The sequence below is a fragment of the Pseudomonas sp. KH_040 genome (assembly GCF_057839305.1).
In genome coordinates, this window is record NZ_CM174487.1 from 423,086 (window position 1) to 449,536 (window position 26,451).

The following is a 26,451-nucleotide window of genomic DNA, read 5'->3' on the forward strand; positions in this document are numbered from 1 at the left end:
ATTAAACCTTGTGCAAAAAAACGAGTGCGTTAGCATCCGTCCCCGAATTGGCGCACCCGGGCTTTTTTGCCTGTCACTGTTGGTTTTCGCGCCGCACACGCAATGGTTTTGGGGACTTGAAGATGAAGAAGTATCTGTCGATGCTGCTGGTCGGCGTCACGGCACTGGTTGCAGTCAATGCGGCGCAGGCTGGCGCAATCGATGACGCGGTCAAGCGCGGCACGTTGAAAGTCGGTATGGATCCGACCTACATGCCGTTCGAAATGACCAACAAGCGCGGCGAAATCATCGGTTTCGAAGTCGACATCCTCAAAGCCATGTCCAAGGCCATGGGCGTCAAACTGGAGCTGGTTTCGACCGGTTACGACGGCATCATCCCGGCGCTGATGACCGACAAGTTCGACATGATCGGCAGCGGCATGACCTTGACTCAGGAGCGCAACCTGCGCCTGAATTTCAGCGAACCGTTCATCGTGGTCGGCCAGACCCTGCTGATCCGCAAGGAGCTGGAAGGCACTATCAAGTCGTACAAAGACCTGAACACCGCCGACTACCGCATCACCTCCAAGCTCGGCACCACCGGCGAAATGGTCGCCAAGAAGCTCATCTCCAAGGCCAAGTACCACGGCTACGACAATGAGCAGGAAGCGGTGCTCGACGTGGTCAACGGCAAGGCTGATGCCTTCATCTATGACGCGCCGTACAACGTCGTCGCGGTGACCAAGGTTGGTGCCGGCAAACTGGTGTTCCTCGACAAGCCGTTCACCTACGAGCCTTTGGCCTTCGGACTGAAGAAGGGTGATTACGACAGCATCAATTTCATCAACAACTTCCTGCACCAGATCCACGAAGACGGCACCTACGATCGCATCCATGACAAGTGGTTCAAGAGCACCGAGTGGCTCAAGGACATGGAATAACGCGCATCCGCTGATCGTTTCCACGTCGAGGCGTCGAACCGTCCGCGTGGGAACGCATCCTGTGACGCTCCGCGTCACGAACAGGCAGGGACGCAGAGCGTCCCGAGCGGCATTCCCACGCAGAGCGTGGGAACGATCATCCGAGAACCTGCAATGAAACAGAAAAAAGCCCAATGGCCCTGGCACGTACTCACCGTGCTGGTGCTGGTCGGCCTGGCGGGCGCGTTGTATTACGCGACGTCGCTGATGTCCTACGAATGGCGCTGGAACCGCGTGCCGCAGTACTTCGCCTATCAGGCCGAAGAAACCCAGCGTGCCACTGACATTTCCACCGTCACCGAACTCGTGCGCAAGGGCAGCAGCGCGCAAGTCACCCTGCGCAATGACGCCGGTGACGAGCAGCACCTGACCGTCGACGAGAACAGCCTGCAATTCGCTCAGGGCGACGATGTGGCCGAAGGCGACGTCGTGGGCGTGACCCGGCATTGGGCGGCAGGACCGCTGTTGTGGGGCCTGTGGACGACGCTTTGGCTGTCAGTGGTCTCTGGGGTACTCGGTCTGTTGATTGGTCTGGTTACCGGCCTGTGCCGTCTGTCGAGCAACCCGACCCTGCGCGACCTCTCGACCATTTACGTCGAACTGGTGCGCGGTACGCCGCTGCTGGTGCAGATTTTCATTTTCTATTTCTTCATCGGCACGGTGATGAACCTGTCCCGCGAATTTGCCGGGATCGCCGCGCTGTCGCTGTTCACCGGTGCCTACGTGGCGGAGATCATCCGTTCCGGCGTGCAATCGATTGCCCGTGGCCAGAACGAAGCGGCGCGTTCGCTCGGTCTGAGTGCCGGTCAATCGATGCGTCACGTGGTGCTGCCGCAAGCATTCAAACGCGTGCTGCCGCCGCTGGCCGGGCAGTTCATCAGTCTGGTCAAGGACACCTCGCTGGTGTCGGTGATTGCCATCACCGAGCTGCTGAAAAGCGGCCGTGAAGTCATCACCACCTCGTTCTCGCCGTTCGAGATTCTGTTCTGCGTCGCCGGTCTGTACCTGTTGATCAACCTGCCGCTGTCGAAAATCGCCAGCCGGCTTGAGCGGAGGCTCGCGCAAAGTGATTGAAGTCCGCGATCTGGTAAAAGTCTTCGACACCCGTGGGCAAGTGGTGCGTGCGGTGGATAACGTCAGCACCACAGTCGCCAAGGGCGAAGTGCTGGTAGTGATCGGCCCGTCGGGTTCCGGCAAGTCGACCTTCCTGCGTTGCCTCAATGGCCTGGAAGAGTTCGATTCCGGCTCGGTGAGCATCGACGGCCTGCAACTGGCCGACCCGAAAACCGACGTCAACGCCTATCGCCGCGAAGTCGGCATGGTCTTTCAGCATTTCAACCTGTTCCCGCACATGACCGTGCTGGAAAACCTCTGTCTGGCGCAGAAAGTCGTGCGCAAGCGCGGCAAGAAAGAGCGCGAAGCCAAGGCTATGGAGTTGCTGAAAAAGGTCGGGATTGCACAGAAGGCCAACGAGTTTCCGTCACGTCTGTCCGGCGGTCAGCAACAGCGCGTGGCGATCGCCCGGGCGCTGGCGATGGAGCCGAAGGTGATGTTGTTCGATGAGCCGACCTCAGCCCTCGACCCGGAGATGGTCGGTGAGGTGCTGGACGTGATGAAGAACCTGGCCGTGGAAGGCATGACCATGGTTTGCGTTACCCACGAAATGGGCTTTGCCCGGGAAGTGGCGGATCGGGTGTTGTTCTTCGATCACGGCAAGCTGTTGGAAGATGCCGCGCCTGCCGAATTCTTTGATACACCGAAGGATCCGCGTGCGCAGGCCTTCCTGCGTCAGGTTCTGTAACTGCGGCGTTCTCTCGGCCGCCATCGCTGGCAAGCCAGCTCCCACAGGGTTTGTAGTCGATCACAAAGTTTGTGTTCAACCCATTCACTGTGGGAGCTGGCTTGCCAGCGATAGCATCACCTCGGTTCAGAGCGAACCGAGGTGGATGAATCACCTCAAACCTTGAAGCGCCCCACCAGCATCTGCAAGTGAGTACCCAGGCGCGCCAGCTCAACGCTGGACGCCGCGGTCTCTTCACTCGCCGCCGACGTCTGATCCGACACATCCCGCACATTCAGCACGCTACGGTTGATCTCTTCCGCCACCGCGCTCTGCTGCTCGGCCGCTGCGGCAATCTGCTGGTTCATCGCCTGAATCGCCGAAACCGTGCGGGTGATGCTTTCCAGCGACCCGCCCGCGCGACGGGTCAGCTCAACGCTGCTGTCGGTCAGGGTACGGCTGTTGTCCATGATCGTTGCCACTTGTTGGGTGCCGTTCTGCAGGCCGACGATCAGCTCTTCGATTTCTTCGGTGGACTTCTGCGTGCGCTGCGCGAGGCTGCGCACTTCATCGGCCACCACGGCAAACCCACGCCCGGCTTCACCGGCACGCGCCGCCTCGATGGCCGCGTTGAGGGCCAGCAGGTTGGTTTGCTGCGCCACCGACTTGATCACGTCGAGGACGCTGCCGATCTTGTCGCTTTCGCGTTTGAGTTCGCCCATGGCTTCGGTGGAATGACCAACCTCAACCGCCAGACGCTCGATCTGCGCGATCGCTTCGCCGACGACCTTGTCCCCTTCGCGGGCCTGCTGGTCAGCAGCCACGGCGGCTTCGGAGGCTTCCTCGGCGTTACGCGCGACTTCCTGCACGGTGGCGGCCATTTCATTCATGGCGGTGGCGACCTGATCGGTCTCGATTTTCTGATTATTGACCCCGGCGCTGGTTTGCTCGGTCACCGCTGAGAGTTCTTCGGCAGCGCTGGCAATCTGAGTGACGCCATCGCTGATGCCGCCCACCAGTTCACGCAGGCCTTGGGTCATGCTCTGCATCGAGCGTTGCAGTTGGCCGAGTTCGTCGCGACGCAGGGAAACGAGGTTGTGGGTCAGATCACCGGCAGCTACGCGCTCGGCGACTTTGAGGGTCTGGTTCAGCGGGATGATGATCTGGCGGGTGATCGCCCAAGCGGCCAGCAGACCGAACGCCACGGCCAGCAGAGTGGCGATGATCAACATGTTCTTGGCGTGCGCGGCATCGGTATCGCGCACCACGGTCTGCGATTCAGTGAGTTTCTTGCTGACGTCAATGAGGATGTCGCCCTGAGTCGACATGCGCGCGGCGGCCTTGGCGTTGTTGACCTGGGAGTCGCGGAACTGTGCAACTGCCGCGCGATAGGCTTTGATCGAGTCGGTGGCCTGTTGCAGGTTGGCAATGTGCTGTTCCGGCAGTTTTGCCGGCAGGCTGTCGAGGTTTTTCAGGGCGTTGTCGATGGCGTCGAGCGCCGGTTGCTCGGCTTCGGCCTTGCCGCTGTAGGTGTAGCCGCGCACCTGATAGCGCGCCTGTTGCAGCAGTTTGCTCAGGTCTATCACGCTGTTGAATTGCGCGACGCTGTCACCCGCCAGCATGGATTTTTCCACTTCCGCGACTTTCGCCACGGCATTGTCGGCACTGGCGCCGAGTTTGCTGCGGGCGTCTTCACGCTGCACGGTGGCTTGGGTCATGTCGGCAAAAGCGCGTTTGTATTCAGCAACGGCGGCCAGTTGTTGATCGACCATCGCCGCGTCGGACGGCTGTTCAATCAGACTGCGTGCGGTTTGCAGGCCGCTGTCGAGTTTGTTGAGCAGATCGGTGACCGCGCCCGGCCCTTGTTCGCCACGGCGTGCTTCGTAGTCCAGACGCGCCAGGCGCAGGTCCTTGGTCAGCTCATTGAGGCTGGAGATAAAGCCGAGTTTGTCACCGCGGCTGATGATGCCGCTCATGCCGGTCCAGCCGGTGAAGGTGATCAACAGTGTCAGCAACAGCACCAGGCCGAAACCGATGCCCAGCTTGCGTTTGACGCTGACGTTTCCAAGACTCTCGGCTAACCAACGGTACATGCGACCACTCCCTTCGGACCACTAATTGGACTTATGGAGAAGGTATCGGCCGAATGATGGCAATCTGTAACGCCATTTATCCACCGGAGCCGCACGGTATCAATGTAGGAGCTGCCGTAGGCTGCGATCTTTTGATCTTGCTTCTAAAAAACAACATCAAAAGATCGCAGCCTGCGGCAGCTCACAGGGGAGCTGTGTTTGGTTAGAAGAGACGGGCGAGCAGGGCGGTGACGGCGGTTTCGACGCGCAGGATGCGCTCGCCGAGTTGCACCGGTTGCAGGCCCGATTTGGCCAGCAGATCGATTTCGTAAGGAATCCAGCCGCCTTCAGGGCCGATGGCCAGCGTCACCGGTTCGCTGAGCGCGCGCGGGCACGGTGGGTAGTTGCCGGGATGGCCGACCAGCCCGAGGGTGCCTTCGGTAATCGCCGGCAGCCGGTCTTCAACGAATGGCTTGAAGCGCTTCTCGATGATGATTTCCGGCAGCACGGTGTCGCGGGCCTGTTCGAGGCCGAGGATCAAATTTTCGCGAATCGCTTCCGGCTCAAGAAACGGCGTCTGCCAGAAACTCTTCTCGACCCGGTAGCTGTTGACCAGGATCACCTTCGACACGCCCATGGTCGCCACGGTCTGAAACACCCGGCGGAGCATCTTCGGGCGCGGAAGGGCCAGCACCAGCGTCAGTGGCAGCTTGGCCGGTGGCGGCTGATCGAGGCTGACACGCAGCTCCGCTTCACCCGGTTCCAGACGCAGCAGTTCAGCCGAACCCATCAGCCCGTTGATGCGCCCGACGCGCAGGCTGTCACCGACTTCCGAACGATGAACTTCCTGCATGTGCGTCAAGCGGCGATCACGCAGCACCACGCGGTCGGCCGCAATGAAATCGGCCTCTTCGAGCAACAGCAGGTTCATGCCTGGGTCGCTGGTGGCTGGTCGTTGTGGTCGTCGGCCGGGTTCTCGTCCGGGCGTTCGCGCTTGCTGATCAGGCCACCGAACAGAATGCCGATTTCAAACAGCATCCACATCGGCACGGCCAGCAGGGTTTGCGAGAAGATGTCCGGCGGCGTCAGGATCATGCCGACCACGAAGCAGCCGATGATCACGTACGGGCGGATTTTCTTCAGGTAGGCGACGTCGACTACACCGATCCACACCAGCAGCACCACGGCCACCGGAATCTCGAACGCCACGCCGAAGGCGAAGAACAGCGTCATGACGAAATCGAGGTAACTGGCGATGTCGGTCATCATTTCCACGCCGGCCGGGGTGGCCGCAGCGAAGAATTTGAAGATCAGCGGGAACACGAAGTAATAGGCGAACGCCATGCCGGTATAGAACAGCAGAATGCTCGACACCAGCAGCGGCACCGCGATGCGTTTCTCATGCTTGTACAGGCCCGGCGCGATAAAGCCCCAGATCTGATGCAGGATCACCGGGATCGCGAGAAACAGCGAGACCATCATCGTCAGCTTCAGCGGCGTCAGGAACGGCGACGACACGTCGGTGGCGATCATCGTCGCGCCGACCGGCAGGTACTGGCGCAGCGGCGTCGAGACGAAGGTGTAGATCTGCTGGGTGAACGCAAACAGCCCGGCGAAGATGATGAAGATCGCCGCCACACAACGCAGCAGGCGGGTGCGCAACTCGGTGAGGTGCGAAACCAGCGGCATGTGCTGGTCGTTTTCGGGGAGATCGCTCATGGGGCTCGCGGCGGCAATGTTGGGTCGTGAGGCGCGGGTGTAATCGGCGCGGCGGTTGGGGCTACGTGTTCAACCGAGGTTTGTGCAGGCGCTGGTTCTGCCGGCGCTACAACGGCAGCAGGTGCAGGTGTCGGAGCAGGCGCGACGGGTGCAGTCGGCGCATGAATCGTCTGCTGACCCACATGCTCAACCGGCGTCGGCTCCTGCTGAACCGGCGAGAAAATCTTCCGCGCCTCCTGCTCCAGCGACAGAATGTGCTCGTTGTGCAGTTGCCGACGAATCTCGTCGGCACCGATTTCACGTTCAACTTCCTGTTTGATCGCGTTGAAGCTGCGCTTCAGCCGACCGACCCACAGGCCGGCGGTGCGTGCAGCGCCCGGCAGACGCTCGGGGCCCAGCACCAGCAGGGCGACGAGGCCGACGAGCAGCAGTTCAGAGAAGCTGATACCAAACATTAGTCAGTGCTCACACGTCTTTGCGGATCGGCTCTTCGACTTTCTGCGCCTGCACATCGATGGTGTGCGGCGGGTTGGCCTGAGCGGTGGCTTGCGGCTGCACCGGTGGCACCGGCTGCGCAGGCGTCACGGTTGGATCGGCAGCCGGTTTTTCATCGTCGTTCATGGCTTTGCGGAAGCCCTTGATCGACTCGCCAACGTCGGTGCCGAGGTTTTTCAGTTTCTTGGTGCCGAACACCAGCACCACGACAACCAGAATGACGATCCAGTGTTTCCAGTCAAAAATGCCCATGTTGCTGTTCCTCTCTAAAAGTTGTTCAGGCGGACGGACGCGAGGCTTTCTCGACGTGTCCGGACAGGCCGAAGCGACGGTCCAGTTCATCCAGCACGGCCTGCGGATGCTGCCCCAGTTGGGCGAGCATGACCATGCTGTGGAACCACAGGTCGGCGGTCTCGTAGATCACGTCGCTGCAGTCGCCACTGATCGCGGCGTCCTTGGCGGCAATAATGGTTTCGACCGACTCTTCGCCGACTTTCTCCAGAATCTTGTTCAAACCCTTGTGATACAGACTGGCCACATAGGAGCTGTCGGCGGCTGCGCCTTTGCGCTCTTCGAGCACTTCGGCCAGGCGGGTCAGGGTGTCACTCATGTTTGTGTCCTGCGGAATAGATAGCGTGCGGGTCTTTCAGGACCGGGTCGACGGTTTTCCAGTCGCCGTTCTCGAAGACACGGTAAAAGCAGCTTTGACGGCCGGTATGGCAAGCGATGTCGCCGATCTGTTCAACCATCAGGATGATCACGTCGGCGTCACAGTCCAGACGCATCTCATGCAGCGTCTGCACATGCCCTGACTCCTCGCCCTTGCGCCACAGCTTGCCACGGGAACGTGACCAGTAGATTGCACGGTTTTCCGCGGCGGTCAGTTCCAGCGCTTCGCGGTTCATCCAGGCCATCATCAGCACGCGTCCGGTCTTGTGATCCTGGGCAATCGCCGGCACCAGGCCATCAGCGTCCCACTTGATCTCGTCCAGCCAGTTTTTCATCTTCGACTCCGACAGCGAACCCCACACTTCAATAGTCGGGTTCAGGCATTGAAACAGTGTGCCAGCCGATCACGAAACTGGCTATCGGCGAACGACCAGATACAAGCCGACTGCCACCATGATTCCCGCAGGCCAATGCCCCAACTCGTTAAGCGGGCCACCGATAGCGAGGATCACCCCGCCGGCCAGATGCGCGCAACCGAGCAAGCGCAGGAACCAGTCGTCCTTGCGTTTATGCCATGGCGGCGGTGGATCGTAGGCGTGCGGTTGCGACATGCGTTCGAGCAGGTCGCGGGCCATGTTGGCCAGATGCGGCAGTTGTTCGAACTGGCTCTGCACGTTGCCCAGCAAGGCTTTGGGGCTGACGCGCTCGCGCATCCAGCGTTCGAGGAATGGCTGCGCGGTGTTCCACAGATCCAGATCCGGATACAACTGACGGCCGAGGCCTTCGATGTTCAGCAGGGTCTTTTGCAGCAGCACCAGTTGCGGTTGCACTTCCATGTTGAAGCGCCGTGCAGTCTGGAACAGGCGCATCAGCACTTGGCCAAATGAAATATCTTTTAACGGTTTTTCGAAGATCGGTTCGCACACGGTGCGGATCGCCGCTTCGAATTCGTTGAGTTTGGTTTCCGCCGGCACCCAGCCCGAGTCGATGTGCAGTTGCGCCACACGACGGTAGTCACGCTTGAAGAAGGCGAACAGGTTGCGCGCCAGATAATCCTGATCTTCCGGGGTCAGGCTGCCGACGATGCCGCAGTCGATCGCGATGTACTGCGGGCTCCACGGGTTGACGGTGCTGACGAAGATGTTGCCCGGGTGCATGTCGGCGTGGAAGAAACTGTCGCGGAACACTTGGGTGAAGAAAATCTCCACACCGCGTTCGGCGAGCATTTTCATGTCGGTGCGCTGATCGGCGAGGGTCGCCAGATCGGTGACCTGAATGCCGTAGATGCGCTCCATCACCAGCACTTTCGGCCGGCACCAGTCCCAATACACTTGCGGTACATAGAGCAGCGGCGAACCTTCGAAGTTGCGCTTCAACTGGCTGGCGTTGGCCGCCTCGCGCAGCAGGTCGAGTTCGTCGTAGATGGTTTTTTCGTAGTCCTGGACCACGTCGACCGGGTGCAGCAGACGCGCGTCGGCCGAGAGTTTTTCGGCGGCGCGGGCGAGGATGAACAGCCACGCCAGATCTTGCGCGATGATCGGCTTCAGGCCCGGGCGGATCACTTTGACCACGACTTCTTCGCCGGTTTTCAGCTGCGCGGCATGCACCTGCGCAACCGAGGCTGAGGCCAGCGGCTCGACGTCGAAACGGCTGAACACGTCGCTGATTTTCTTGCCCAGTTGTTCTTCGATCAGCTTGATCGACAGTTGCGAGTCAAACGGCGGCACGCGGTCCTGCAACAGCATCAGCTCATCGGCGATGTCTTCCGGCAGCAGGTCGCGGCGGGTCGAGAGAATCTGCCCGAACTTGATGAAAATCGGCCCCAGATCCTGCAACGCCAGACGCAGACGCGCGCCACGGCTCAGGTCCAGCGGCTTGCGCGGGAACCAGCGCCACGGCAGCACATAGCGCAGCGCCAGGAGGAACCAGGGCAGCGGCAGATCGAACAGCAGGTCATCGAGGCGGTAGCGGATCACGACAGACTGGATGCGCAACAGACGGCGGACGGCGAGCAGCTTCATGCGTTATCGCTTGGGTCGAGGGATCGGGAAAGGCGCTCGAAACGCGCCTCGAGACGTTCCAGATCAAGTTTGATCCGGTCCAGTTCGCTGAACCGCGCTTCGGCTTCGCGCTGCCCGACTAGGGTGCGCGATTCTTCGGCGAGGTATTCGGCGAGGTTCTGGTTGAGGCTGGCAAATCCTTGTTGATACCAGCGCGCGCGGCTGCGCAGATGGCCACCGACCAGTTGCGTGGCGACCGGGCCGAGCCAGCGCGAGAGTTCGTACTCCCAGTCCAGCTCAAGGTCTTGCAGGACACCGGCCAGCTCCAGCAGCACGCCGCTGTCGCCATCGAGCTCGACTTCCGGGGCGTGCAACACCGCGGTCTTGTCTTTGCTCACGGCCAGTTTGATCAGGCTGGAGGCCGGCGCGCGCAGGGTGCAGTCGACACCGGTTTCCCAGTGCGAGGCCAGCATCAAACCTTCGTCGCTCGGCAGAATGAACAGTTGCAGCGCCGGGCTGCGGCAGTCGACGGCAATCACCTTGCCGGTCAAATGCGCCAGCCGCGGCAGCGCCGTGCTGTCGAGACGCAGCACCCGGTTGAGGCCGAGTTCAACGCTGGCGAGCAGCCCGGTGAGCAACATCAGGGCTTGATGCCGCGGTGCAGGGCGACGATGCCTGCGGTCATGTTGTGATAGGTCACGCGGTCGAAACCGGCGTCGACCATCATCGACTTCAGGGTTTCCTGATTCGGGTGCATGCGGATCGATTCGGCCAGGTAGCGATAGCTTTCCGAGTCGTTGGTGATCAGCTTGCCCATCAGTGGCATGAAGGCGAACGAATAGGCGTCGTAGGCTTTCGACATCAGCGCATTGGTCGGCTTGGAGAACTCCAGCACCAGCAGACGACCGCCCGGCTTGAGTACGCGCAGCATCGAGCGCAGGGCGTCTTCTTTGTGCGTCACGTTGCGCAGGCCGAAGGCGATGGTCACACAGTCGAAATGATTGTCCGGGAACGGCAGTTTTTCCGCGTCCGCCTGAACGAATTCGACGTTGCCGGCGACACCCAGATCGAGCAGGCGGTCACGACCGACCTTGAGCATCGATTCGTTGATATCGGCCAACACCACTTGACCGGTCGGGCCGACCAGGTGCGAGAACTTTTTGGTCAGGTCACCGGTACCGCCGGCGATGTCCAGCACGCGGTTACCGCTGCGCACGCCCGACAGTTCGATCGCGAAACGCTTCCACAGACGGTGCATGCCGCCCGACAGAAGGTCGTTCATCAGGTCGTACTTGGCGGCTACCGAGTGGAAAACCTCAGCGACTTTTTCCGCTTTCTGGCTTTCCGGAACGTTTTTGAAGCCGAAGTGAGTGGTGGGTTCGGCATCGCTGCCTTTGCGCTGATCAGTCATATCGCTGTCACCAAAAGAGAATGCGCGACATTCTAATCCCCAAGCCATGCTTTGTCTTGGAATGGCTAAAGGTAAGATGGGCAACCCTCGGGACGATTTGCCGCAGCGGCGGTCAAGATTTACCGACACATCTTTTTCGCCCCATTCAAAAAACAGGAGTCAATCAATGGCCAAAATCACTGTTGAGCGTGCCCACAATCTGGGTAAGGAAGCCGCCCGCGAGAAGGCCGACAAGCTGGCGCAAAAACTCTCCGAGCAATATGGCCTGGAGCCGCAATGGTCCGGCGACACCCTGAACCTCAAGCGCTCGGGCGTGAAAGGCGCGGTGCATGTGGCGGACGATTCGATCAAGGTCGACGTTGAGCTGGGCCTGATGATGTCGGCCATGAGCGGCATGATCAAAGCCGAAATCGAAAAAGCCCTCGACAAAGCTTTGGTTTGAACATCAAAAGATCGCAGCCTTCGGCAGCTCCTACAGACGTACACATTCCCCTGTAGGAGCTGCCGAAGGCTGCGATCTTTTCATTCAGGCACCACCGATTCATGTCAGTTGTTAGGGTGCCGTTTCTAATTTTTCTGCCTACTTTGTGCCTGAGCCCGACACTTTCCCGGGCAGTTCCTCAAACCTTCTGCGCGTGAGGTGCACCATGGCCAAAGTTATTTTGAAGAAAAAAATCGACGTTTCGACTTCTGCTCTGAGCGACGTCAAATCCTATGCCCGCAAGATCTGGCTGGCAGGCCTGGGTGCCTACGCCAAGGTCGGCCAAGAGGGCAGCGACTACTTTCAAGAGTTGATCAAGGCTGGTCAAACTGTTGAAAAGAAAGGCAAAAAAGCCGTCACCGAAAAACTCGAAGCGGCCAACGCCGAGATCGATGAAGCCAAGAGCGAAGTGAGTTCTTTCAAAGGTCGTGTCGAAGTTCAGCTCGACAAGGTCGAGAAGGCGTTCGACTCCCGTGTAGCAAGCGCCTTGAATCGTATCGGCATTCCGTCTAAACATGACGTTGAGACACTCTCTGCTAAGCTCGATGAGCTGACGGCATTGCTCGAACGCGTCGCGCGTAAATCTTAAGGAGAACGGGATGGCTGGTAAAAAGAACACCGATAAAGAAGGCAGCTCGTGGATCGGGAAAGTCGAAGACTACTCCCGCAAAATCTGGCTGGCTGGTTTAGGCGTGTACTCGAAGATCGACACTGACGGCAGCAAGCTCTTCGATACATTGGTCAAAGACGGCGAGAAAGCCGAGAAGCTCACCAAGTCCGCAGTCGGCAAAAAAGTCGATGCCGCCAAGGACTCTGCTTCTTCGGCCAAGTCGCGCATCAGCGGCGTGAAAGATCGCGCACTGGGCAAGTGGGACGAGCTGGAAGGGGCTTTCGACAAGCGCCTGAACAGCGCGATTTCGCGCCTGGGTGTACCGAGCCGCAATGAGGTCAAGGCACTTAACAGCAAGGTCGACACACTGACCAAACAGATCGAAAAACTCACCGGTCTGAAGGCTCAACCTGTGGCGGCAAAACCGGCAGCGAAAACTGCGGCGGCCAAACCAGCGGCAAAATCCGCTGCCAAGCCACTGGCAAAAGCAGCGGCCAAGCCTGCAGCAAAAACCGCAGCGGCCAAGCCAGCTGCTAAAGCTGCAGCCAAACCGGTTGCTGCCAAAGCCGCCGCCAAACCGGCAGCAAAACCTGCGGCCAAAACGGCAGCGAAACCAGCCGCCAAGCCAGCCGCGAAAACCGCTGCCGCCAAACCGGCTGCCAAGCCTGCGGCCAAACCCGCTGCGGCGAAGAAGCCTGCCGTGAAAAAACCGGCCGCAGCGAAAGCCGCCGCGCCGAAACCGGCCGCACCTGCTACAGCCAAACCGGCCACTCCGGCAGCTCCGGTAAGTGCGTCGAACTCCGCCGCAGCACCGACTCCGGCGGCCACCCCGACTGCTGCATCGACGCCGTCGACGCCAACCAGTCAGTCCTGATTCTTCAGGGCAAAACAAAACGCCCGGCCTGTGAAGGTCGGGCGTTTTTGTATCTGAATTCCAACAGCCCCTCACCCTAGCCCTCCCGAAACGTCGGACCGCCCATAGGGAGAGGGGACCGATACGCGGATGCTTCAGTCTTACACTGACCTGAAAGTGTCGTATTGAATCCATAATCGACTCGATTTTTCAGGTCGCCGTATAGCGTAAGACGATAAGGTCAGTCCCCTCTCCCTACGGGCGGTCCGACGTTTCGGGAGGGCTAGGGTGAGGGGCTTTTGATTTAGTCATGGTCTTCAAGATACTGAAGAGCCATCCGCTCCGTGGCGACCTTAACCGGCGGCAGCAAATGCGGCGCCACCAGCATCATGATCTGATAAACCACCAGCCTCACTTCCCCCTCACGATCCAGAATCCGCTGATAATCCAGCGAGAACAGCAACGTCATGGTGATCTGCTCCACCAGTTGCCCCAACGCCTGCGTATCACTGACCAGTTGCCCCGCCGCCTTCAATCGCGCCAACAACGACGCCAGCGTGCGCTTCAACGCATTGAGCAGATGACGAATGCCCTTGGCCAGCTTCGGCAAGCGTCCGGCCAAGTTCGACAGGTCCTGAAACAAAAACCGATATTGCGCCAGCCGCTCGACAATCAAATGCAAAAACAGCCAGTAATCCTCCGGCGCCAGCTCCACATCCGCCGGTGGATCGAGCAGTGGCGCCAGTTCATTCTGGAAGCGTTCGAACAACCCGAGAATCAGCGGTTCCTTGCCGTGGAAGTGGTAGTAGAGGTTGCCCGGGCTGATCCCCATTTCATTGGCCACCTCCATGGTGGAGACATTCGGCTCGCCCTTTTCGTTGAACAGTTGCAAAGCACATTCGAGAATCCGGTCGCGGGTTTTCATCCAGTCTTCTTAGAAAAGTTCGGTTAAGCGTCAGCGCACACGCACGTAAGTACCGGGCGCTGCCTCCATCGGTGGATAGTTCGGGTTGCCAAGGGTGAACGAGGTTTCGTGCTGCGCCCCGGAGCGCTGTTGAATCCATTCCAGCCACTGCGGCCACCAACTGCCGTCGACGTGCTTGCCGTCGTAGTACCAGGCGCGCGGGTCGCTGCTCATCTTGGCGTTCTCGACATAGGCGGCTTTCGGGTTGCTCGGCGGGTTGAGGATGCTCTGCACATGACCGCTGTTGGACAGCACGAAACGTCGCTCGCCGCCGAGCAACAGGGTCGAGCGATACACCGCGTCCCACGGGGTGATGTGGTCGTTCATGCCAGCTACGCTGAAGCTGTCGACGGTGACTTTCTGCAAATCGATCGGTGTGCCGCACACCTCGAGACCGCCCGGATGGGTCAACGGGTTGTGCTTGAAGAAGTCCAGCAGGTCACCGTGAAATGCGGCGGGCAAGCGCGTGTTGTCGTTGTTCCAGTAGAGGATGTCGAAGGCCGGCGGTTCTTTGCCCAACAGGTAGTTGTTGACGAAGTAGCTCCAGATCAAATCGTTGGGGCGCATCCAGGCGAAGACCTTGGCCATGTCGCGACCGTCGAGTACGCCTTTCTGGTAGGAGCGGCGCTTGGCGGCTTCGAGGGTTTGTTCATCGGCAAACAGCGTGGCTGAGGTTTCGATTTCACTGTCGAGCAAACTGACCAGATAGGTCGCGCTGGAGACCCGTCGCAGTTGCCGCTTGGCCTGCAAATGGCCTTGCAGGGCGGCGATGGTCAGCCCGCCGGCGCAGGCGCCCATCAGGTTGACCTCGCGGGCGCCGGTGATCGCCCGACAGATGTTCATCGCTTCTTCCACCGCTTCGACGTAGGTCGACAGGCCCCATTCGCGATGACGTACATCCGGATTGCGCCAACTGATCATGAACGTTTGCAGGCCATTCTTCAGTGCGTACTGGACGAAGCTGTTGTGTGGGCTCAGGTCGAAAATGTAGTACTTGTTGATTTGCGGCGGCACTACCAGCAGCGGCTTGGCGTACTGCTTTTCGCTCATCGGTTTGTACTGGATCAGCTCCAGCATTTCGTTGCGAAACACCACCGAGCCGGTGGTGGTGGCGACGGTCTTGCCGACCTCAAAGGCTTGTTTGGTCACCTGACGTGGCAGGCCGTCGTTGTGCAGCAAGTCATCGAACAGGTGACTGAGGCCGCGCACCAGACTGTGCCCGCCGGAGTTGAACAGCTCCTTGACCGCCAGCGGATTGAGCAAGGTGTTCGACGGCGCCACGGCGTCGTTGAGCAGGGTGAAGGCGAAGTGTGCACGAGCGCGATCGTCCGGGCTCATGTTGCTTTCATCGATCCAGCTTTTGACCTGTTTTTGCCAGGCCAGATAGGCCTGCAGGCTGCGCCGGTAAAACGGGTTGAGGCTCCACGCCGGATCGGCGAAGCGGCTGTCGTTCGGATTGGTCGGGTGCAGGGTTTCGCCGAGCAGCACGCGGCCCAATTGACCGCCTAGTTTCAACGCGTGCTTCGCACTGTGAATCGGATTGCGCAGGCCATGGGCGGCGACGCTGCGCAAGGTCGAGATCAGGTCCCGGCCACGCAGGCCGGTGATCGCACTTTGTGCGTTGATGAACACGGCGGGGCTGGGCACTCCGCCCGTCGCTGGTTTGTCGCGCATGACTCAACACTCCTTCGTCTTCAGGCCAAAAACAAACTCACCGAACCAGAACACCATAGACGCTGTTGCGGGTTGCTGCCTGCGCGGCGTCCTGCCGCGCACTCTTTGCCAAAGGCCTGCATAAAGCCTGCCGCCGGGGTTAACCGCCCAGCGGTGTCGGATGCGGGTGCATCACCGCGCGCTGACGTTCCTCCTGGAGGAATTTCATGATGATTGGCGCCACCGCTTCAGCACGGGTAATCAGGAACAGATGACCGTCGTCGATGATGTGCAGTTGGGCGTTGGGAATGCGCCAGGCGAGCATGCGCATGTTGATCAGCGGGATCAGCGGATCGTCATCGCCGGCCAGCACCAGCGTCGGCTGGTGGATCTTGTGCAGCCAGTGAATGCTGGTCCAGCCGAGGCCTGCGAACAGTTGCCAGTAATAACCGAGCTTGCCCGCCGAACGCACTTTCGCGGCGTGGCTGGCCGCCAGCGTCGGGTCACGACGGAACGAGCCGCCGTAGATCAGCGGGGCGATGCGGATCACATGGGAAGGCTGAATGTAGCGCCGCGGACTGGCCATCATCCACAGCACTTTCGGTTTGCCCGGCACCATCACCGCACCGGCCGCGGTCGCCGCCAGCACCAGTTTCTTGCAACGCTCGGGGTAGTCGTAGGCGAACTGCTGCGCGAGCGCACCGCCCCACGACACGCCGATGACGTTGACCTGACCGTAGTCGAGGTAATCGAGCATCCGCGCCGTCAGCTTGGCCAGCCCGGGAAAGCGATACGGTCGGTTCGGCGTCGAGGAACCGCCGACACCGGGCACGTCGAAGGCGATCACTTCCAGATCCGGGTCCAGCGCCGCGACAAACGGAAAAACCAGCTCCAGGTTGGCGCCGATGCCGTTGAAAATCAGCAAGGGCGTCAAGTGAGGCTTGCCGGGGCGTACCGCCGTGCGGAGGGTCTGGCCATCCAGATCGACGGTACGGAATATGAACGGTTGCGGCATGCGTCAGGCCCTGTGGATTTAAATTCACCACACCCCGTGTAGGAGCTGCCGAAGGCTGCTCCTACACGGGGTGTGGTGGTGTCAGTTACCGCTCGTGAACGTAAGTGCCCGGCGATGCTTCACCCGCCGGATACGCCTTGTTGCCCAGTTTCAGCGGGGCCTTTTTCAGGTTGCCCGAGCGCTCGGCCTGCCACGCCTGCCAGTACAGCCACCAGGAATCGGTGTGCTTGGTCGAGTTCTCTTGCCACTCATCGGCATTGGCCGCCATTTCTTCGCCAGTCATGTAACGCGATTTCGGGTTGCCTGGCGGGTTCAGAATGCTCTGGATATGCCCGCTGCTCGACAACACGAACTCGACCTTGCCACCAAACAACTGCGCCGACTTGTAGCAGGACTTCCACGGTGTGATGTGGTCGTTGGTGCCGGCCAGCGAGAAGATGTCAGCGGTGACCTGCTTGAGGTCGATCGGCGTGCCGCACACTTCCAGTGCATTCGGGCGAATCAGTGGATTGTTTTTGAACATCTCGATCAGGTCGCCATGGAATGCGGCGGGCAACCGTGTGGTGTCGTTGTTCCAGAACAGGATGTCGAACACCGGCGGCTCGTTGCCGAGCAGGTAGTTGTTGACCCAGTAGTTCCAGATCAGGTCGTTGGGACGCATCCACGCGAAGACCTTGGCCATGTCTTTGCCTTCGAGCACGCCGGCCTGGTACGAGTGGCGCTTGGCGGTCTCCAGGGTCTGCTCGTCGACGAACAGGGCGACGTCGCTGTCCAGTGTCGTGTCGAGCACGCTGACCAGCAGCGTGAGGGCATTGACCTTCTTCTCGCCGATCGCCGCGTAGTGGCCGAGCAGGGCGGTGCAGGTGATGCCGCCGGAGCAGGCGCCGAGCATGTTTACGTCTTTGCTGCCGGTGATCGCGGTGACCACGTCGACCGCTTCTTTCAGCGCATCGATATACGTCGAGAGGCCCCACTCGCGCTGTGCCTTGGTCGGGTTGCGCCAGCTGACGATAAACGTCTGCACGTTATTGCGCAGGCAGAAGCGCGCCAGACTCTTGTCCGGGCTCAAATCGAATACGTAGAACTTGTTGATCTGTGGCGGCACCACCAGCAGTGGACGCTCGTGGACCTGCTCGGTGATCGGCTTGTACTGGATCAGCTCCAGCACGTCGTTGCGAAACACCACCGCGCCTTCGGTGACGCCGAGGCTCTTGCCGACCTCGAACGCGCCCATGTTGACCTGGCTCGGCATGCCGCCGTTGTGGACCAGATCCTTGGCCAGATGCGAGAGGCCATCGAGCAGGCTCTTGCCACCGGTTTCGAAGAAGCGTTTGACCGCTGCGGGGTTGGCCGCCGAGTTGGTCGGGGCCATGGCTTCGGTCATCAGGTTGATGACGAAGTGGCCGCGGGCGATGTCTTTGGGTGACAGGCTGCTGTCATCGATCCAGGCATGGAGTTCCTTGCGCCACGCCAGGTAAGTTTGCAGATAACGTTTGTAGAGCGGGTTCTGGCTCCACGCAGGATCGGCGAAGCGACGGTCATCGCCAGCCGGTTGCAGTTCGGATTTACCAAACAGCACGTTCTTCAGTTCGAGGCCGAAATGGGTAACGTGCCTGACGCTATGGATCGGTTGTCTGATGGCCTGTTTCAGCACCATACGAGCAGAGGCCAGCAGATCCTTTCCGCGTAGCCCAACGACGGGATTAAGCCCCAGGGTGTTTTCCGAGGCTTGGTACTTCAGGTCATCGTTATTCTTGTTACTCATCTACGACGCTCCATTGTCCTGAGACGAGTACCCGGTTTTCTGCTGTGCAGTTCCACAGCCAATGCCAGGTACTACTGCTCGGGTGACCGTTAATTCTGCATAGCTGCTTTACAGTCGTAGAGCACTGCAGAGAACTTGCCAGCTCCATTGGTTACCCGAGTTTAATTTTTTTCGCAAGCGGGCCGATCCTCGGCCACACAGCAGAGCATTCAAACAGATGAATTTAGAAAATGCCCTCTAATGAGCGCAAGGCACGAGCTAGAGCATCAGCTTGACGACTGACTCGTTCGGATCGCGGGTCTTGCCCGCCGCTTTGAGCTCGGCCAGATAATCGGCCCAGAGTGCGTCATAACGTCGCCCCAGCTCGTAGAGATAATCCCAGGTGAACAAGCCGCTGTCGTGACCGTCGTCGAAGGTCAGTTTCAGTGCGTAGTGACCGGCCGGTTCCAGTTTGCTCAGGCCGACGTTGAGCTTGCCGAATTGCAGGATCGGTTTGCCGTGGCCCTGGACCTCGGCGGAGGGGGAATGCACGCGCAGGAATTCGGCGGGCAGGGTGTATTCCTCGCCGGACGCGTAGGTGAGCGTCAGGGTTTTCGAGGCTTTGTGCAGTTTGATGTCGGTGGGGATAGTAGTCATTGCAGGTCATCCGACTAGAGGAACACCCTGTAGGAGCTGCCGCAGGCTGCGATCTTTTGATCTTGTCTTTTAAAAATCAAAGATCAAAAGATCGCAGCCTGCGGCAGCTCCTACAGGGACGGTGACCTACAGGATATAACGGGACAGGTCTTCGTTCTGCGCCAATTCGCCGAGGTGGCTGTTGACGTATTCGGCGTCGATCAGAATCGGCTTCTCATCGTGGGTGCTGGCCAGATCGCCGGCGCTGAACGACACCTCTTCAAGCAGACGCTCAAGCAGTGTGTGCAGACGACGGGCACCGATGTTCTCGGTCTTCTCGTTGACCTGCCAGGCGATCTCCGCCAGACGCTTGATGCCTTCGGGCTCGAACTGAATGTTCAGGCCTTCGGTTTTCAGCAGTGCGCAATATTGCTCGGTGAGCGAGGCATGCGGTTCGCTGAGGATACGTTCGAAGTCCGACGGGCTCAGGGCCTTGAGTTCGACGCGGATCGGCAGACGACCTTGCAGCTCAGGCACCAGATCGCTCGGCTTGCTCAAGTGGAAAGCACCAGAGGCGATGAACAGGATGTGGTCGGTTTTGACCATGCCCAGTTTGGTGTTGACGGTGCAGCCTTCGATCAGCGGCAGCAGGTCGCGCTGCACGCCTTCACGGGACACATCGGCGCCGCCAACGTTGCCACGCTTGGCGACTTTGTCGATCTCGTCGATGAACACGATGCCGTGCTGTTCAACCGCTTCCAGCGCTTTGGCTTTCAGCTCTTCTTCATTGACCAGACGCCCGGCTTCTTCGTCGCGCACCAGCTTCAGCGCTTCTTTGACCTTGAGCTTGCGCGCTTTCTTTTTGCCCTTGCCCATGTTGGCAAACAAGGACTGCAACTGGTTGGTCATCTCTTCCATGCCTGGCGGCGTGGCGATCTCGATGCCTGCCACTTCGGCGACTTCGATTTCGATTTCCTTGTCATCCAACTGACCTTCGCGCAGACGCTTGCGGAACAGCTGACGGGTGTTGGAATCGCTGCTTGGGGTTTCTTCATTGCTGAAGCCCATGCGTGCCGGCGGCAGCAGTGCGTCGAGGATACGATCCTCGGCAGCGTCTTCGGCGCGATGGCGCACGCGGGTCATTTCCTGCTCGCGGAGCATCTTGATCGCGGCGTCGGCCAGATCACGGATGATCGATTCGACGTCACGGCCAACGTAGCCGACTTCGGTGAACTTGGTCGCTTCGACCTTGATGAACGGCGCGTTGGCCAGTTTCGCCAGACGACGGGCGATCTCGGTTTTACCGACGCCGGTCGGGCCGATCATCAGGATGTTCTTCGGGGTCACTTCAACACGCAGCTCTTCAGGCAGCTGCATGCGGCGCCAGCGGTTGCGCAGGGCAATCGCGACGGCGCGCTTGGCATCGTCCTGGCCGATGATGTGGCGGTTGAGTTCGTGGACGATTTCGCGGGGAGTCATGGACATAATAATTGACGGTCCTCAAGCAGAAACAAGCCGTGGCACAGGGCCGCGTCAGGCTTATTCAGCGAGATCCTGCTCCTCAATGGTCTGAGTGTGGTTGGTGAATACACAGATGTCGCCGGCGATGCCGAGGGCGGTTTCGACGATTTCACGGGCCGACAGGTCGGTCTTTTTCAGCAGCGCGCTGGCGGCGGCTTGCGCGTAGGCGCCGCCGGAACCCATGGCGATCAGGCCATCTTCGGGTTCAACCACGTCACCGTTGCCGGTGATGATCAGCGAAGCGTCTTTGTTGGCCACCGCGAGCATGGCTTCGAGGCGGCTCAGGGAGCGGTCGGTGCGCCATTCTTTGGCGAGTTCGACAGCGGCGCGTACCAGGTGGCCCTGATGTTTCTCGAGCTGGCCTTCGAAACGTTCGAAGAGGGTAAAGGCGTCAGCGGTGGCACCGGCAAAACCGGCGATGACCTGGCCGTGGTACAGGCGACGGACTTTTTTCGCGTTGCCTTTCATCACGGTATTGCCGAGAGAAACCTGGCCGTCGCCGCCCATGACGACTTTGCCGTGACGGCGGACTGAAACGATGGTGGTCAAGGGAAGAGTCTCCACACAGCGGGGCGAAAGTGCCTTATGCCCATTCATATGGGGGTGCTGGAGAGGATTTCAACCGTAGCGTAGGAGAGGGGACGAGCGGTGTCTTGTATTTGATCGTTCCCACGCTCTGCGTGGGAAAGCAGCCCGGGACGCTCTGCGTCCCTTCACCGCTGGGACGCGGAGCGTCCCTTGAGGCATTCCCACGCAGAGCGTGGGAATGATCGGCCGAGGGTCAGCGGCTTTGGCGTTGTTGTAACAACAGGTTGCTGAAGCCGGCGCCGGCCAGTTGTTTCTGTGCGGTGGTCAGCTGTTCACGGTTGCTGAACGGGCCGACCAATACGCGATACCAGGTTTCATCTTTCACCGTGCCGGACTCAACCGCCACCGCCTGACCGAGCAGAATGATCTGCGCGCGAACCTTGTCGGCATCGGTTTCCTTGCGGAACGAACCGGCCTGCAGGAAGAACTTGGTCACCGGCGCCGCTTTGCTCACTGGTGGCGCGGGCGGCGGGGTAATCCCGGCCAACGCTGCCTGAGCGCGCGCGGTGTCGATCTTCGCCGCTTCCGCCGGGGTCACTGGCGTGGTCGGGATGGCCGGCACTTGTGGCGTCGGTAGAGTCTTCTCCGGCACCGCGTCCGGCGGCACGATCACTTCCGATTCCGGCAACAGGGTGTAGAAGTCGTACTTCGGCTTCACTGGCTGAGTCGGACTCGGCGGAGTCTTGTTGGCCTCGGCGATCTTCGACGCTTTCTGCTGTTGCGCCTGTTCGACCTTCTCACGCTTGACCGTGTCGCTACCCTTGCCCGGCTCGAGCTTCATCAGGAACACGATGAACGCGCCGACCGTGAGGCCGATGGCCATCCACAGCCAGCCCGGAATCGGTTGCTTCGCAGGAGCTTGGTAACGGCTGGCGCCACGCTTGGGTGCAGGTTTTTTCTTGGCAGCCAACTTACATACGCTCCAGAGTTTCCAGACCCAACAGCTCCAGGCCTTGCTTGAGGGTGCGACCGGTCAGCGCGGCCAGGCGCAGACGGCTCTGCATCTGGGCCGGGGTTTCGGCAGCGAGGATCGGGCAGTTCTCGTAGAAGCTGGAGAACAGACCGGCAACGTCGTACAGATAAGTGCAGAGAATGTGCGGCGTGCCTTTCTCGGACACGTTGTTCAGCACTTCGCCGAACTGCGCCAGTTTCGCCGCCAGCTCTTGCTCATGTGCGGCTTCCAGCACGATCTGGCCATCGACTTCGCTGAAGTCCTTGCCCAGTTTGCGGAACACGCCCGCGACGCGGGTGTAGGCATAGAGCAGATACGGCGCGGTGTTGCCTTCGAAGTTGAGCATCAGGTCGAAGTTGAAGCTGTAGTCGCTGGTGCGGTGCTTCGACAGGTCGGCGTACTTCACCGCGCCGATGCCGACGACTTTGGCGATGTTGCGCAGTTCGTCTTCGGCCAGCTCCGGGTTCTTCTCTTTCACCAGGCTGTAGGCACGTTCCTGTGCTTCGGTCAGCAGGTCGATCAGCTTCACGGTGCCGCCGTCACGGGTCTTGAACGGACGGCCATCGGCGCCATTCATGGTGCCGAAGCCCATGTGTTCCATTTCCATCGGATGGGTGACGAAACCGGCCTTGCGCGCCACGGCGAACACTTGCTGGAAGTGCAGGGCCTGACGCTGGTCGACGAAGTACAGCGCGCGATCGGCTTTCAGCTTGCCGCTGCGGTAGCGCACGGCTGCCAGGTCAGTGGTGGCGTACAGGTAGCCGCCATCAGCCTTGACGATGATCACTGGCAGCGGGTCGCCGTCGGCATTCTTGAACTCGTCGAGGAACACACACTGGGCGCCGTTGCTCTCGACCAGCATGCCGGCCGCTTTCAGGTCGTTGACCACGTTGATCAGGTCGTCGTTGTAGGCGCTTTCGCCCATCACGTCGGCCATGGTCAGTTTGACGTTGAGCAGTTCGTAGATCTTCTGGCAGTGCGACAGCGAGATGTCCTTGAACTTGGTCCACAGGGCCAGGCACTCGGCGTCGCCGGCCTGCAACTTGACCACCAGACCACGGGCGCGGTCGGCGAATTCTGCGGATTCGTCGAAACGCTGCTTGGCCGCGCGGTAGAAGTTTTCCAGGTCAGACAGCTCGTCGCTAGTGATCGGGTTTTCCTGCAGATACGCCATCAGCATGCCGAACTGGGTGCCCCAGTCACCAACGTGGTTCTGACGGATCACTTCGTCGCCGAGGAATTCGAGTACGCGGGCCACGCCGTCGCCAATGATGGTCGAACGCAAATGGCCGACGTGCATCTCTTTGGCCAGGTTCGGTGCCGACAGGTCGACTACAGTGCGCTGCGCCGGGCCAGCCTTGCGCACGCCAACATGGGCATCAGCCAAGGCAGCGTCGAGACGCGAGGCCAGCGCCTGAGTGTTCTGGAAGAAATTGATGAAGCCCGGGCCGGCGATTTCGGCCTTGGTGACGTTCTCGTCAGCCGGCAGTGCGGCGATGATTTTTTCCGCCAGATCGCGCGGCTTCATGCCCGCAGGCTTGGCCAGCATCATGGCGATGTTGCTGGCGAAGTCGCCGTGGGTCTTGTCGCGGGCGTTCTCCACCTGGATCGCCGGCGACAGGCCTTCAGGCAACACACCTTCGTTGACGAGTTGGGTGAGGGCTTGTTGGATCAGCTGGCGAATGGTGTCTTTCATGGTCTTCTCTTTCGACCGCAAGCGCGGCGGGCGCATCGATGCGCGGGTGGAAAAACTGGGCATTATCCGTTGCGAAGACGGGCTTGCCAACCTTAGCAGGCAGCTTATGGATATGTGGTGACATTCAGATCAAAAGATCGCAGCCTGCGGCAGCTCCTACACGGCGATACGCATTTTCCTGTAGGAGCTGCGCAGGCTGCGATCTTTTGATCTTCAATACAAATCGACGGGGTCGACATCCAGCGACCAGCGCACCGCGCGCCCGCTCGGCATCTGCTCCAGCACCAGCAGCCAACTGGCCAGCAACCGATGCAACGGTGCCCGCGCTGTCGCCTGCAACAACAACTGCGCGCGATAACGTCCGGCGCGGCGTTCCATCGGCGCCGGCACCGGCCCGAGCAGTTCGATGCCGGTCAAATTTTGCTCAGCCAGCAAACGCTCGGCCTCGCTGCACGCCTCATCGAGAAAGCCCTCCGCCTGCCCCGGCTTGTGCGCTTCGGCGCGCAACAACGCCAGATGCGCAAACGGCGGCAGGCCGGCGGCGCGACGCTCGCTCAGAGCCTGTTCGGCGAAGGCGAAATAACCCTGTTCGGTAAGTTGTACTAATAAAGGATGGTCGGCGAGGTGGGTCTGGATGATCACCTTGCCCGGCTCTTCGGCTCGCCCGGCACGGCCGGCGACTTGCACGATCAACTGCGCCATCCGTTCGCTGGCGCGGAAGTCGCCGGAGAACAGGCCGCCGTCAGCATCCAGAATCGACACCAGCGTCACCCGTGGAAAATGGTGCCCCTTGGCCAACATCTGCGTGCCGACCAGAATGCACGGCTGACCCTTCTGAATGGTTGCGAACAGTTGATTCATCGCGTCCTTGCGCGACGTGCTGTCACGGTCGACGCGCAGTACCGGGTAATCGGGAAACAGAATCGCCAGACGTTCCTCGGCACGCTCGGTGCCGGCGCCGACCGGGCGCAGATCGACCTTGTTGCACTTCGGGCACTGGCGCGGGGTGCGTTCGACGTAGCCACAGTGGTGGCAGCGCAGTTCGCCGTAGCGTTGGTGCACGGTCATCCGCGCATCGCAGCGCGAACACTCGGACATCCAGCCGCAGTCGTGGCAGAGCAGCGTCGGCGCGAAACCGCGACGGTTGAGGAACACCAGTACTTGTTGGCCGTTGGCGAGCGTCTGGCCGATGGCTTGCTGCATCGGCCCGGAAATACCGCTGTCCAGTGGACGGCTTTTTACATCCAGACGGAGGAAACGCGGCTGCTTGGCACCGCCTGCACGTTCATTCAGGCGTAGGAGGCCGTAACGGCCGGTGTAGGCGTTGTGCAGACTTTCCAGCGATGGCGTGGCTGAACCGAGCACGATCGGGATGTTTTCCTGCCGTGCGCGCACCAGCGCCAGATCGCGGGCGTGGTAACGCAAACCTTCCTGCTGTTTATAAGAGCCGTCGTGCTCTTCGTCGATGATGATCAGCCCGGGGTTTTTCATCGGCGTGAACAGCGCCGAACGCGTGCCGATAATAATGTCGGCCTCGCCATCGCGCGCTGCGAGCCAGGCTTCGAGGCGCTCGCGGTCATTGACTGCCGAGTGCAGCAGGGCGATGCGCGCATTGAAACGCTGCTCGAAGCGCGCCAGGGTCTGCGGGCCGAGGTTGATCTCCGGGATCAGCACCAGCGCCTGTTTGCCGGCTTCGAGGGTTTCACGGATCAGTTGCAAATAGACTTCGGTCTTGCCGCTGCCGGTGACCCCAGCGAGCAGAAAGGCGTGATAACTGTCGAAACCGGCGCGAATTGCTTCATACGCGGCGCGCTGCTCGGTGTTCAGCGGCAATTCCGGTTGCGCCAGCCAATGCTCATGGCGCACGCCGGGTGCATGGCGGCGAATTTCCACTTGCACCAGGTTTTTCGCCAGCAGCAGATCAAGGCTGTCCTTGCTCAGCATCAGTTTGCTCAGCAACTGATGGGCGACGCCGTGGGGGTGCTGGGCCAGCGTCGCCAGTGCTTCACGCTGGCGCGGTGCGCGGGCGATGCGCGGATCATCAAGGCTGGCGCCGGGCACGATCGACCAGAAACGCTCCTGCCGGGCCTCGGCCAGCTCACCCTGGCGCAGCAGTACCGGCAGTGCCCAGCTCAGGGTGTCGCCGAGGCTGTGCTGATAATACTGTGATGTCCACAGGCACAGCTTGAACAGCGCCGGTGGCAGCGGCGCGGTGGCATCGAGCAGGGCCAGCGCCGGTTTGAGTTTCTCCACCGGCACTTCGCTGGTGTCGGTGACCTCGACCAGAATCCCGATCATCTCGCGCCGACCGAACGGCACCCGCAAGCGCATGCCCGGCTGCAATTGCTCGCGCAGCACGCCGGCCGGCGCCCGGTAATCGAACAGGCGGCGCAAGGGCGAAGGCAGGGCGAGGCGCAGAATGGCATCGGGCACGCGGGGGGATCTCGATCAACAGGCGATTAAAAGGACTGCTTACATAACCTGTGGGAGCGAGCCTGCTCGCGAAAGCAGTGTGTCAGGCGACGAAGATGCTGGCAGATAGATCGTCTTCGCGAGCAGGCTCGCTCCCACAGCGGTAGTGCAATGGGCCGGGAGCCTAGCAGACGGTCGGTCTCGGTGACAGCTTGCGTGTT

Annotated in this window: 27 protein-coding genes and 1 pseudogene; 7 read left to right on the forward strand and 21 right to left on the reverse strand. The window is 60.4% G+C overall.

Features of this window, described 5'->3' with window-relative positions:
• Positions 1–122: 122 nt before the first annotated feature.
• From AC3IUF_RS01885 to AC3IUF_RS01895, 3 genes are all read left to right on the forward strand, one after another.
• A complete protein-coding gene (locus AC3IUF_RS01885; RefSeq protein WP_007909335.1) occupies positions 123–920 on the forward strand; it encodes a transporter substrate-binding domain-containing protein in 798 nt (265 codons plus the stop codon).
• Between the two features lie 153 nt (positions 921–1,073).
• Entirely contained in the window at positions 1,074–2,033 is a 960-nt protein-coding gene (locus tag AC3IUF_RS01890; protein ID WP_134178401.1) for an amino acid ABC transporter permease, read from the forward strand.
• Positions 2,026–2,760 (forward strand): amino acid ABC transporter ATP-binding protein, encoded by a 735-nt coding sequence (locus tag AC3IUF_RS01895; RefSeq protein ID WP_007909337.1) that lies wholly within the window; start codon positions 2,026–2,028, stop codon positions 2,758–2,760. Before AC3IUF_RS01890 ends, AC3IUF_RS01895 begins: the two co-directional genes overlap by 8 nt.
• 155 nt (positions 2,761–2,915) lie before the next feature.
• Here the strand turns inward: AC3IUF_RS01895 and AC3IUF_RS01900 are convergent, their stop codons facing one another.
• The 11 genes and pseudogenes from AC3IUF_RS01900 to ubiE all read right to left on the reverse strand — a co-directional run bounded on the left by AC3IUF_RS01900 (position 2,916) and on the right by ubiE (position 11,105).
• Complete coding sequence (locus AC3IUF_RS01900; RefSeq protein WP_371857741.1) at positions 2,916–3,788, reverse strand: methyl-accepting chemotaxis protein; 873 nt, start codon at positions 3,786–3,788, stop codon at positions 2,916–2,918.
• A pseudogene (locus AC3IUF_RS01905) lies at positions 3,771–4,832 on the reverse strand (methyl-accepting chemotaxis protein); the annotation flags it as partial. The gene AC3IUF_RS01900 and the pseudogene AC3IUF_RS01905, both read right to left, overlap by 18 nt.
• Positions 4,833–5,034: 202 nt before the next feature.
• Positions 5,035–5,742 carry a 16S rRNA (uracil(1498)-N(3))-methyltransferase gene (locus tag AC3IUF_RS01910; protein WP_007909339.1) on the reverse strand — a complete coding sequence of 236 codons (708 nt, stop codon included), beginning with the start codon at positions 5,740–5,742 and terminating at the stop codon, positions 5,035–5,037.
• The gene (gene tatC / locus AC3IUF_RS01915) at positions 5,739–6,530 is read right to left on the reverse strand and encodes a twin-arginine translocase subunit TatC (protein WP_007909342.1); all 792 of its coding nucleotides are present in this window, start codon (positions 6,528–6,530) and stop codon (positions 5,739–5,741) included. Before tatC ends, AC3IUF_RS01910 begins: the two co-directional genes overlap by 4 nt.
• Positions 6,527–6,985, reverse strand: a complete 459-nt coding sequence (gene tatB, locus AC3IUF_RS01920) for a Sec-independent protein translocase protein TatB (protein ID WP_414895019.1) — start codon at positions 6,983–6,985, stop codon at positions 6,527–6,529. The genes tatC and tatB overlap by 4 nt, the downstream gene beginning before the upstream one ends.
• Positions 6,986–6,995: 10 nt before the next feature.
• A complete protein-coding gene (locus AC3IUF_RS01925) occupies positions 6,996–7,277 on the reverse strand; it encodes a twin-arginine translocase TatA/TatE family subunit (protein ID WP_003220847.1) in 282 nt (93 codons plus the stop codon).
• Positions 7,278–7,302: 25 nt separating this feature from the next.
• A complete protein-coding gene (locus AC3IUF_RS01930) occupies positions 7,303–7,635 on the reverse strand; it encodes a phosphoribosyl-ATP diphosphatase (RefSeq protein ID WP_007909355.1) in 333 nt (110 codons plus the stop codon).
• Positions 7,628–8,029, reverse strand: coding sequence for a phosphoribosyl-AMP cyclohydrolase (gene hisI, locus AC3IUF_RS01935; protein ID WP_007909357.1), 402 nt, complete (start codon positions 8,027–8,029; stop codon positions 7,628–7,630). Before hisI ends, AC3IUF_RS01930 begins: the two co-directional genes overlap by 8 nt.
• Before the next feature lie 81 nt (positions 8,030–8,110).
• Positions 8,111–9,715 carry a ubiquinone biosynthesis regulatory protein kinase UbiB gene (gene ubiB, locus AC3IUF_RS01940; protein WP_007909358.1) on the reverse strand — a complete coding sequence of 535 codons (1,605 nt, stop codon included), beginning with the start codon at positions 9,713–9,715 and terminating at the stop codon, positions 8,111–8,113.
• A complete protein-coding gene (locus AC3IUF_RS01945; RefSeq protein ID WP_007909360.1) occupies positions 9,712–10,335 on the reverse strand; it encodes a ubiquinone biosynthesis accessory factor UbiJ in 624 nt (207 codons plus the stop codon). Before AC3IUF_RS01945 ends, ubiB begins: the two co-directional genes overlap by 4 nt.
• Positions 10,335–11,105: a bifunctional demethylmenaquinone methyltransferase/2-methoxy-6-polyprenyl-1,4-benzoquinol methylase UbiE gene (ubiE, locus tag AC3IUF_RS01950; RefSeq protein WP_008080626.1), complete on the reverse strand. Its 771-nt coding sequence runs from the start codon at positions 11,103–11,105 to the stop codon at positions 10,335–10,337. The genes AC3IUF_RS01945 and ubiE overlap by 1 nt, the downstream gene beginning before the upstream one ends.
• 166 nt (positions 11,106–11,271) lie before the next feature.
• On the opposite strand from ubiE, the gene AC3IUF_RS01955 reads away from it, so the two are divergent.
• The 3 genes from AC3IUF_RS01955 (at position 11,272) to AC3IUF_RS01965 (ending at position 13,070) form a co-directional block, all read left to right on the forward strand.
• The gene (locus tag AC3IUF_RS01955; protein WP_007909364.1) at positions 11,272–11,547 is read left to right on the forward strand and encodes a polyhydroxyalkanoic acid system family protein; all 276 of its coding nucleotides are present in this window, start codon (positions 11,272–11,274) and stop codon (positions 11,545–11,547) included.
• A 205-nt stretch (positions 11,548–11,752) separates the two neighbouring features.
• Complete coding sequence (locus AC3IUF_RS01960) at positions 11,753–12,175, forward strand: phasin family protein (protein WP_095113427.1); 423 nt, start codon at positions 11,753–11,755, stop codon at positions 12,173–12,175.
• Positions 12,176–12,185: 10 nt separating this feature from the next.
• On the forward strand, positions 12,186–13,070 hold the full coding sequence (locus tag AC3IUF_RS01965; protein ID WP_489280215.1) for a phasin family protein: 885 nt from the start codon (positions 12,186–12,188) through the stop codon (positions 13,068–13,070).
• Between the two features lie 283 nt (positions 13,071–13,353).
• Here the strand turns inward: AC3IUF_RS01965 and AC3IUF_RS01970 are convergent, their stop codons facing one another.
• The 9 genes from AC3IUF_RS01970 to argS all read right to left on the reverse strand — a co-directional run bounded on the left by AC3IUF_RS01970 (position 13,354) and on the right by argS (position 23,818).
• The gene (locus AC3IUF_RS01970; RefSeq protein WP_007909369.1) at positions 13,354–13,974 is read right to left on the reverse strand and encodes a TetR/AcrR family transcriptional regulator; all 621 of its coding nucleotides are present in this window, start codon (positions 13,972–13,974) and stop codon (positions 13,354–13,356) included.
• Positions 13,975–14,004: 30 nt separating this feature from the next.
• Positions 14,005–15,687: a class II poly(R)-hydroxyalkanoic acid synthase gene (gene phaC, locus AC3IUF_RS01975; protein WP_123375585.1), complete on the reverse strand. Its 1,683-nt coding sequence runs from the start codon at positions 15,685–15,687 to the stop codon at positions 14,005–14,007.
• Positions 15,688–15,826: 139 nt separating this feature from the next.
• Positions 15,827–16,681 (reverse strand): poly(3-hydroxyalkanoate) depolymerase, encoded by an 855-nt coding sequence (gene phaZ / locus AC3IUF_RS01980; RefSeq protein WP_007909378.1) that lies wholly within the window; start codon positions 16,679–16,681, stop codon positions 15,827–15,829.
• Positions 16,682–16,766: 85 nt separating this feature from the next.
• Positions 16,767–18,446, reverse strand: coding sequence for a class II poly(R)-hydroxyalkanoic acid synthase (phaC, locus tag AC3IUF_RS01985; RefSeq protein ID WP_447783259.1), 1,680 nt, complete (start codon positions 18,444–18,446; stop codon positions 16,767–16,769).
• Positions 18,447–18,704: 258 nt separating this feature from the next.
• The gene (locus AC3IUF_RS01990; RefSeq protein WP_007909382.1) at positions 18,705–19,082 is read right to left on the reverse strand and encodes a gamma-butyrobetaine hydroxylase family protein; all 378 of its coding nucleotides are present in this window, start codon (positions 19,080–19,082) and stop codon (positions 18,705–18,707) included.
• A gap of 126 nt (positions 19,083–19,208) precedes the next feature.
• The gene (gene hslU / locus AC3IUF_RS01995) at positions 19,209–20,546 is read right to left on the reverse strand and encodes an ATP-dependent protease ATPase subunit HslU (protein WP_007909384.1); all 1,338 of its coding nucleotides are present in this window, start codon (positions 20,544–20,546) and stop codon (positions 19,209–19,211) included.
• Positions 20,547–20,600: 54 nt separating this feature from the next.
• Positions 20,601–21,131, reverse strand: coding sequence for an ATP-dependent protease subunit HslV (hslV, locus tag AC3IUF_RS02000; RefSeq protein ID WP_003186641.1), 531 nt, complete (start codon positions 21,129–21,131; stop codon positions 20,601–20,603).
• Positions 21,132–21,363: 232 nt separating this feature from the next.
• A complete protein-coding gene (locus AC3IUF_RS02005; RefSeq protein ID WP_007909385.1) occupies positions 21,364–22,080 on the reverse strand; it encodes an SPOR domain-containing protein in 717 nt (238 codons plus the stop codon).
• Position 22,081: 1 nt separating this feature from the next.
• Complete coding sequence (gene argS, locus AC3IUF_RS02010) at positions 22,082–23,818, reverse strand: arginine--tRNA ligase (RefSeq protein ID WP_095113430.1); 1,737 nt, start codon at positions 23,816–23,818, stop codon at positions 22,082–22,084.
• Here argS and AC3IUF_RS02015 point away from each other — a divergent pair.
• Complete coding sequence (locus AC3IUF_RS02015) at positions 23,817–23,939, forward strand: hypothetical protein (protein WP_256579857.1); 123 nt, start codon at positions 23,817–23,819, stop codon at positions 23,937–23,939. The genes argS and AC3IUF_RS02015 overlap by 2 nt on opposite strands.
• Positions 23,940–24,031: 92 nt before the next feature.
• Here AC3IUF_RS02015 and AC3IUF_RS02020 read toward each other — a convergent pair whose 3' ends face one another.
• On the reverse strand, positions 24,032–26,251 hold the full coding sequence (locus AC3IUF_RS02020; protein WP_095113431.1) for a primosomal protein N': 2,220 nt from the start codon (positions 26,249–26,251) through the stop codon (positions 24,032–24,034).
• Positions 26,252–26,451: the final 200 nt, after the last annotated feature.

What these genes read in the sequence shown, in the direction of transcription:
- AC3IUF_RS01885 (WP_007909335.1), top strand. Translation starts at nt 123, where the DNA reads ATGAAGAAGTATCTGTCGATGCTGCTGGTCGGCGTCACGGCACTGGTT.
- AC3IUF_RS01890 (WP_134178401.1), top strand. Translation starts at nt 1,074, where the DNA reads ATGAAACAGAAAAAAGCCCAATGGCCCTGGCACGTACTCACCGTGCTG.
- AC3IUF_RS01900 (WP_371857741.1), bottom strand. Translation starts at nt 3,788, where the DNA reads ATGCAGAGCATGACCCAAGGCCTGCGTGAACTGGTGGGCGGCATCAGC.
- AC3IUF_RS01910 (WP_007909339.1), bottom strand. Translation starts at nt 5,742, where the DNA reads ATGAACCTGCTGTTGCTCGAAGAGGCCGATTTCATTGCGGCCGACCGC.
- tatC (WP_007909342.1), bottom strand. Translation starts at nt 6,530, where the DNA reads ATGAGCGATCTCCCCGAAAACGACCAGCACATGCCGCTGGTTTCGCAC.
- tatB (WP_414895019.1), bottom strand. Translation starts at nt 6,985, where the DNA reads ATGTTTGGTATCAGCTTCTCTGAACTGCTGCTCGTCGGCCTCGTCGCC.
- AC3IUF_RS01925 (WP_003220847.1), bottom strand. Translation starts at nt 7,277, where the DNA reads ATGGGCATTTTTGACTGGAAACACTGGATCGTCATTCTGGTTGTCGTG.
- AC3IUF_RS01930 (WP_007909355.1), bottom strand. Translation starts at nt 7,635, where the DNA reads ATGAGTGACACCCTGACCCGCCTGGCCGAAGTGCTCGAAGAGCGCAAA.
- hisI (WP_007909357.1), bottom strand. Translation starts at nt 8,029, where the DNA reads ATGAAAAACTGGCTGGACGAGATCAAGTGGGACGCTGATGGCCTGGTG.
- ubiB (WP_007909358.1), bottom strand. Translation starts at nt 9,715, where the DNA reads ATGAAGCTGCTCGCCGTCCGCCGTCTGTTGCGCATCCAGTCTGTCGTG.
- AC3IUF_RS01945 (WP_007909360.1), bottom strand. Translation starts at nt 10,335, where the DNA reads ATGTTGCTCACCGGGCTGCTCGCCAGCGTTGAACTCGGCCTCAACCGG.
- ubiE (WP_008080626.1), bottom strand. Translation starts at nt 11,105, where the DNA reads ATGACTGATCAGCGCAAAGGCAGCGATGCCGAACCCACCACTCACTTC.
- AC3IUF_RS01955 (WP_007909364.1), top strand. Translation starts at nt 11,272, where the DNA reads ATGGCCAAAATCACTGTTGAGCGTGCCCACAATCTGGGTAAGGAAGCC.
- AC3IUF_RS01960 (WP_095113427.1), top strand. Translation starts at nt 11,753, where the DNA reads ATGGCCAAAGTTATTTTGAAGAAAAAAATCGACGTTTCGACTTCTGCT.
- AC3IUF_RS01965 (WP_489280215.1), top strand. Translation starts at nt 12,186, where the DNA reads ATGGCTGGTAAAAAGAACACCGATAAAGAAGGCAGCTCGTGGATCGGG.
- AC3IUF_RS01970 (WP_007909369.1), bottom strand. Translation starts at nt 13,974, where the DNA reads ATGAAAACCCGCGACCGGATTCTCGAATGTGCTTTGCAACTGTTCAAC.
- phaC (WP_123375585.1), bottom strand. Translation starts at nt 15,687, where the DNA reads ATGCGCGACAAACCAGCGACGGGCGGAGTGCCCAGCCCCGCCGTGTTC.
- phaZ (WP_007909378.1), bottom strand. Translation starts at nt 16,681, where the DNA reads ATGCCGCAACCGTTCATATTCCGTACCGTCGATCTGGATGGCCAGACC.
- phaC (WP_447783259.1), bottom strand. Translation starts at nt 18,446, where the DNA reads ATGAGTAACAAGAATAACGATGACCTGAAGTACCAAGCCTCGGAAAAC.
- AC3IUF_RS01990 (WP_007909382.1), bottom strand. Translation starts at nt 19,082, where the DNA reads ATGACTACTATCCCCACCGACATCAAACTGCACAAAGCCTCGAAAACC.
- hslU (WP_007909384.1), bottom strand. Translation starts at nt 20,546, where the DNA reads ATGTCCATGACTCCCCGCGAAATCGTCCACGAACTCAACCGCCACATC.
- AC3IUF_RS02015 (WP_256579857.1), top strand. Translation starts at nt 23,817, where the DNA reads ATGGTCTTCTCTTTCGACCGCAAGCGCGGCGGGCGCATCGATGCGCGG.
- argS (WP_095113430.1), bottom strand. Translation starts at nt 23,818, where the DNA reads ATGAAAGACACCATTCGCCAGCTGATCCAACAAGCCCTCACCCAACTC.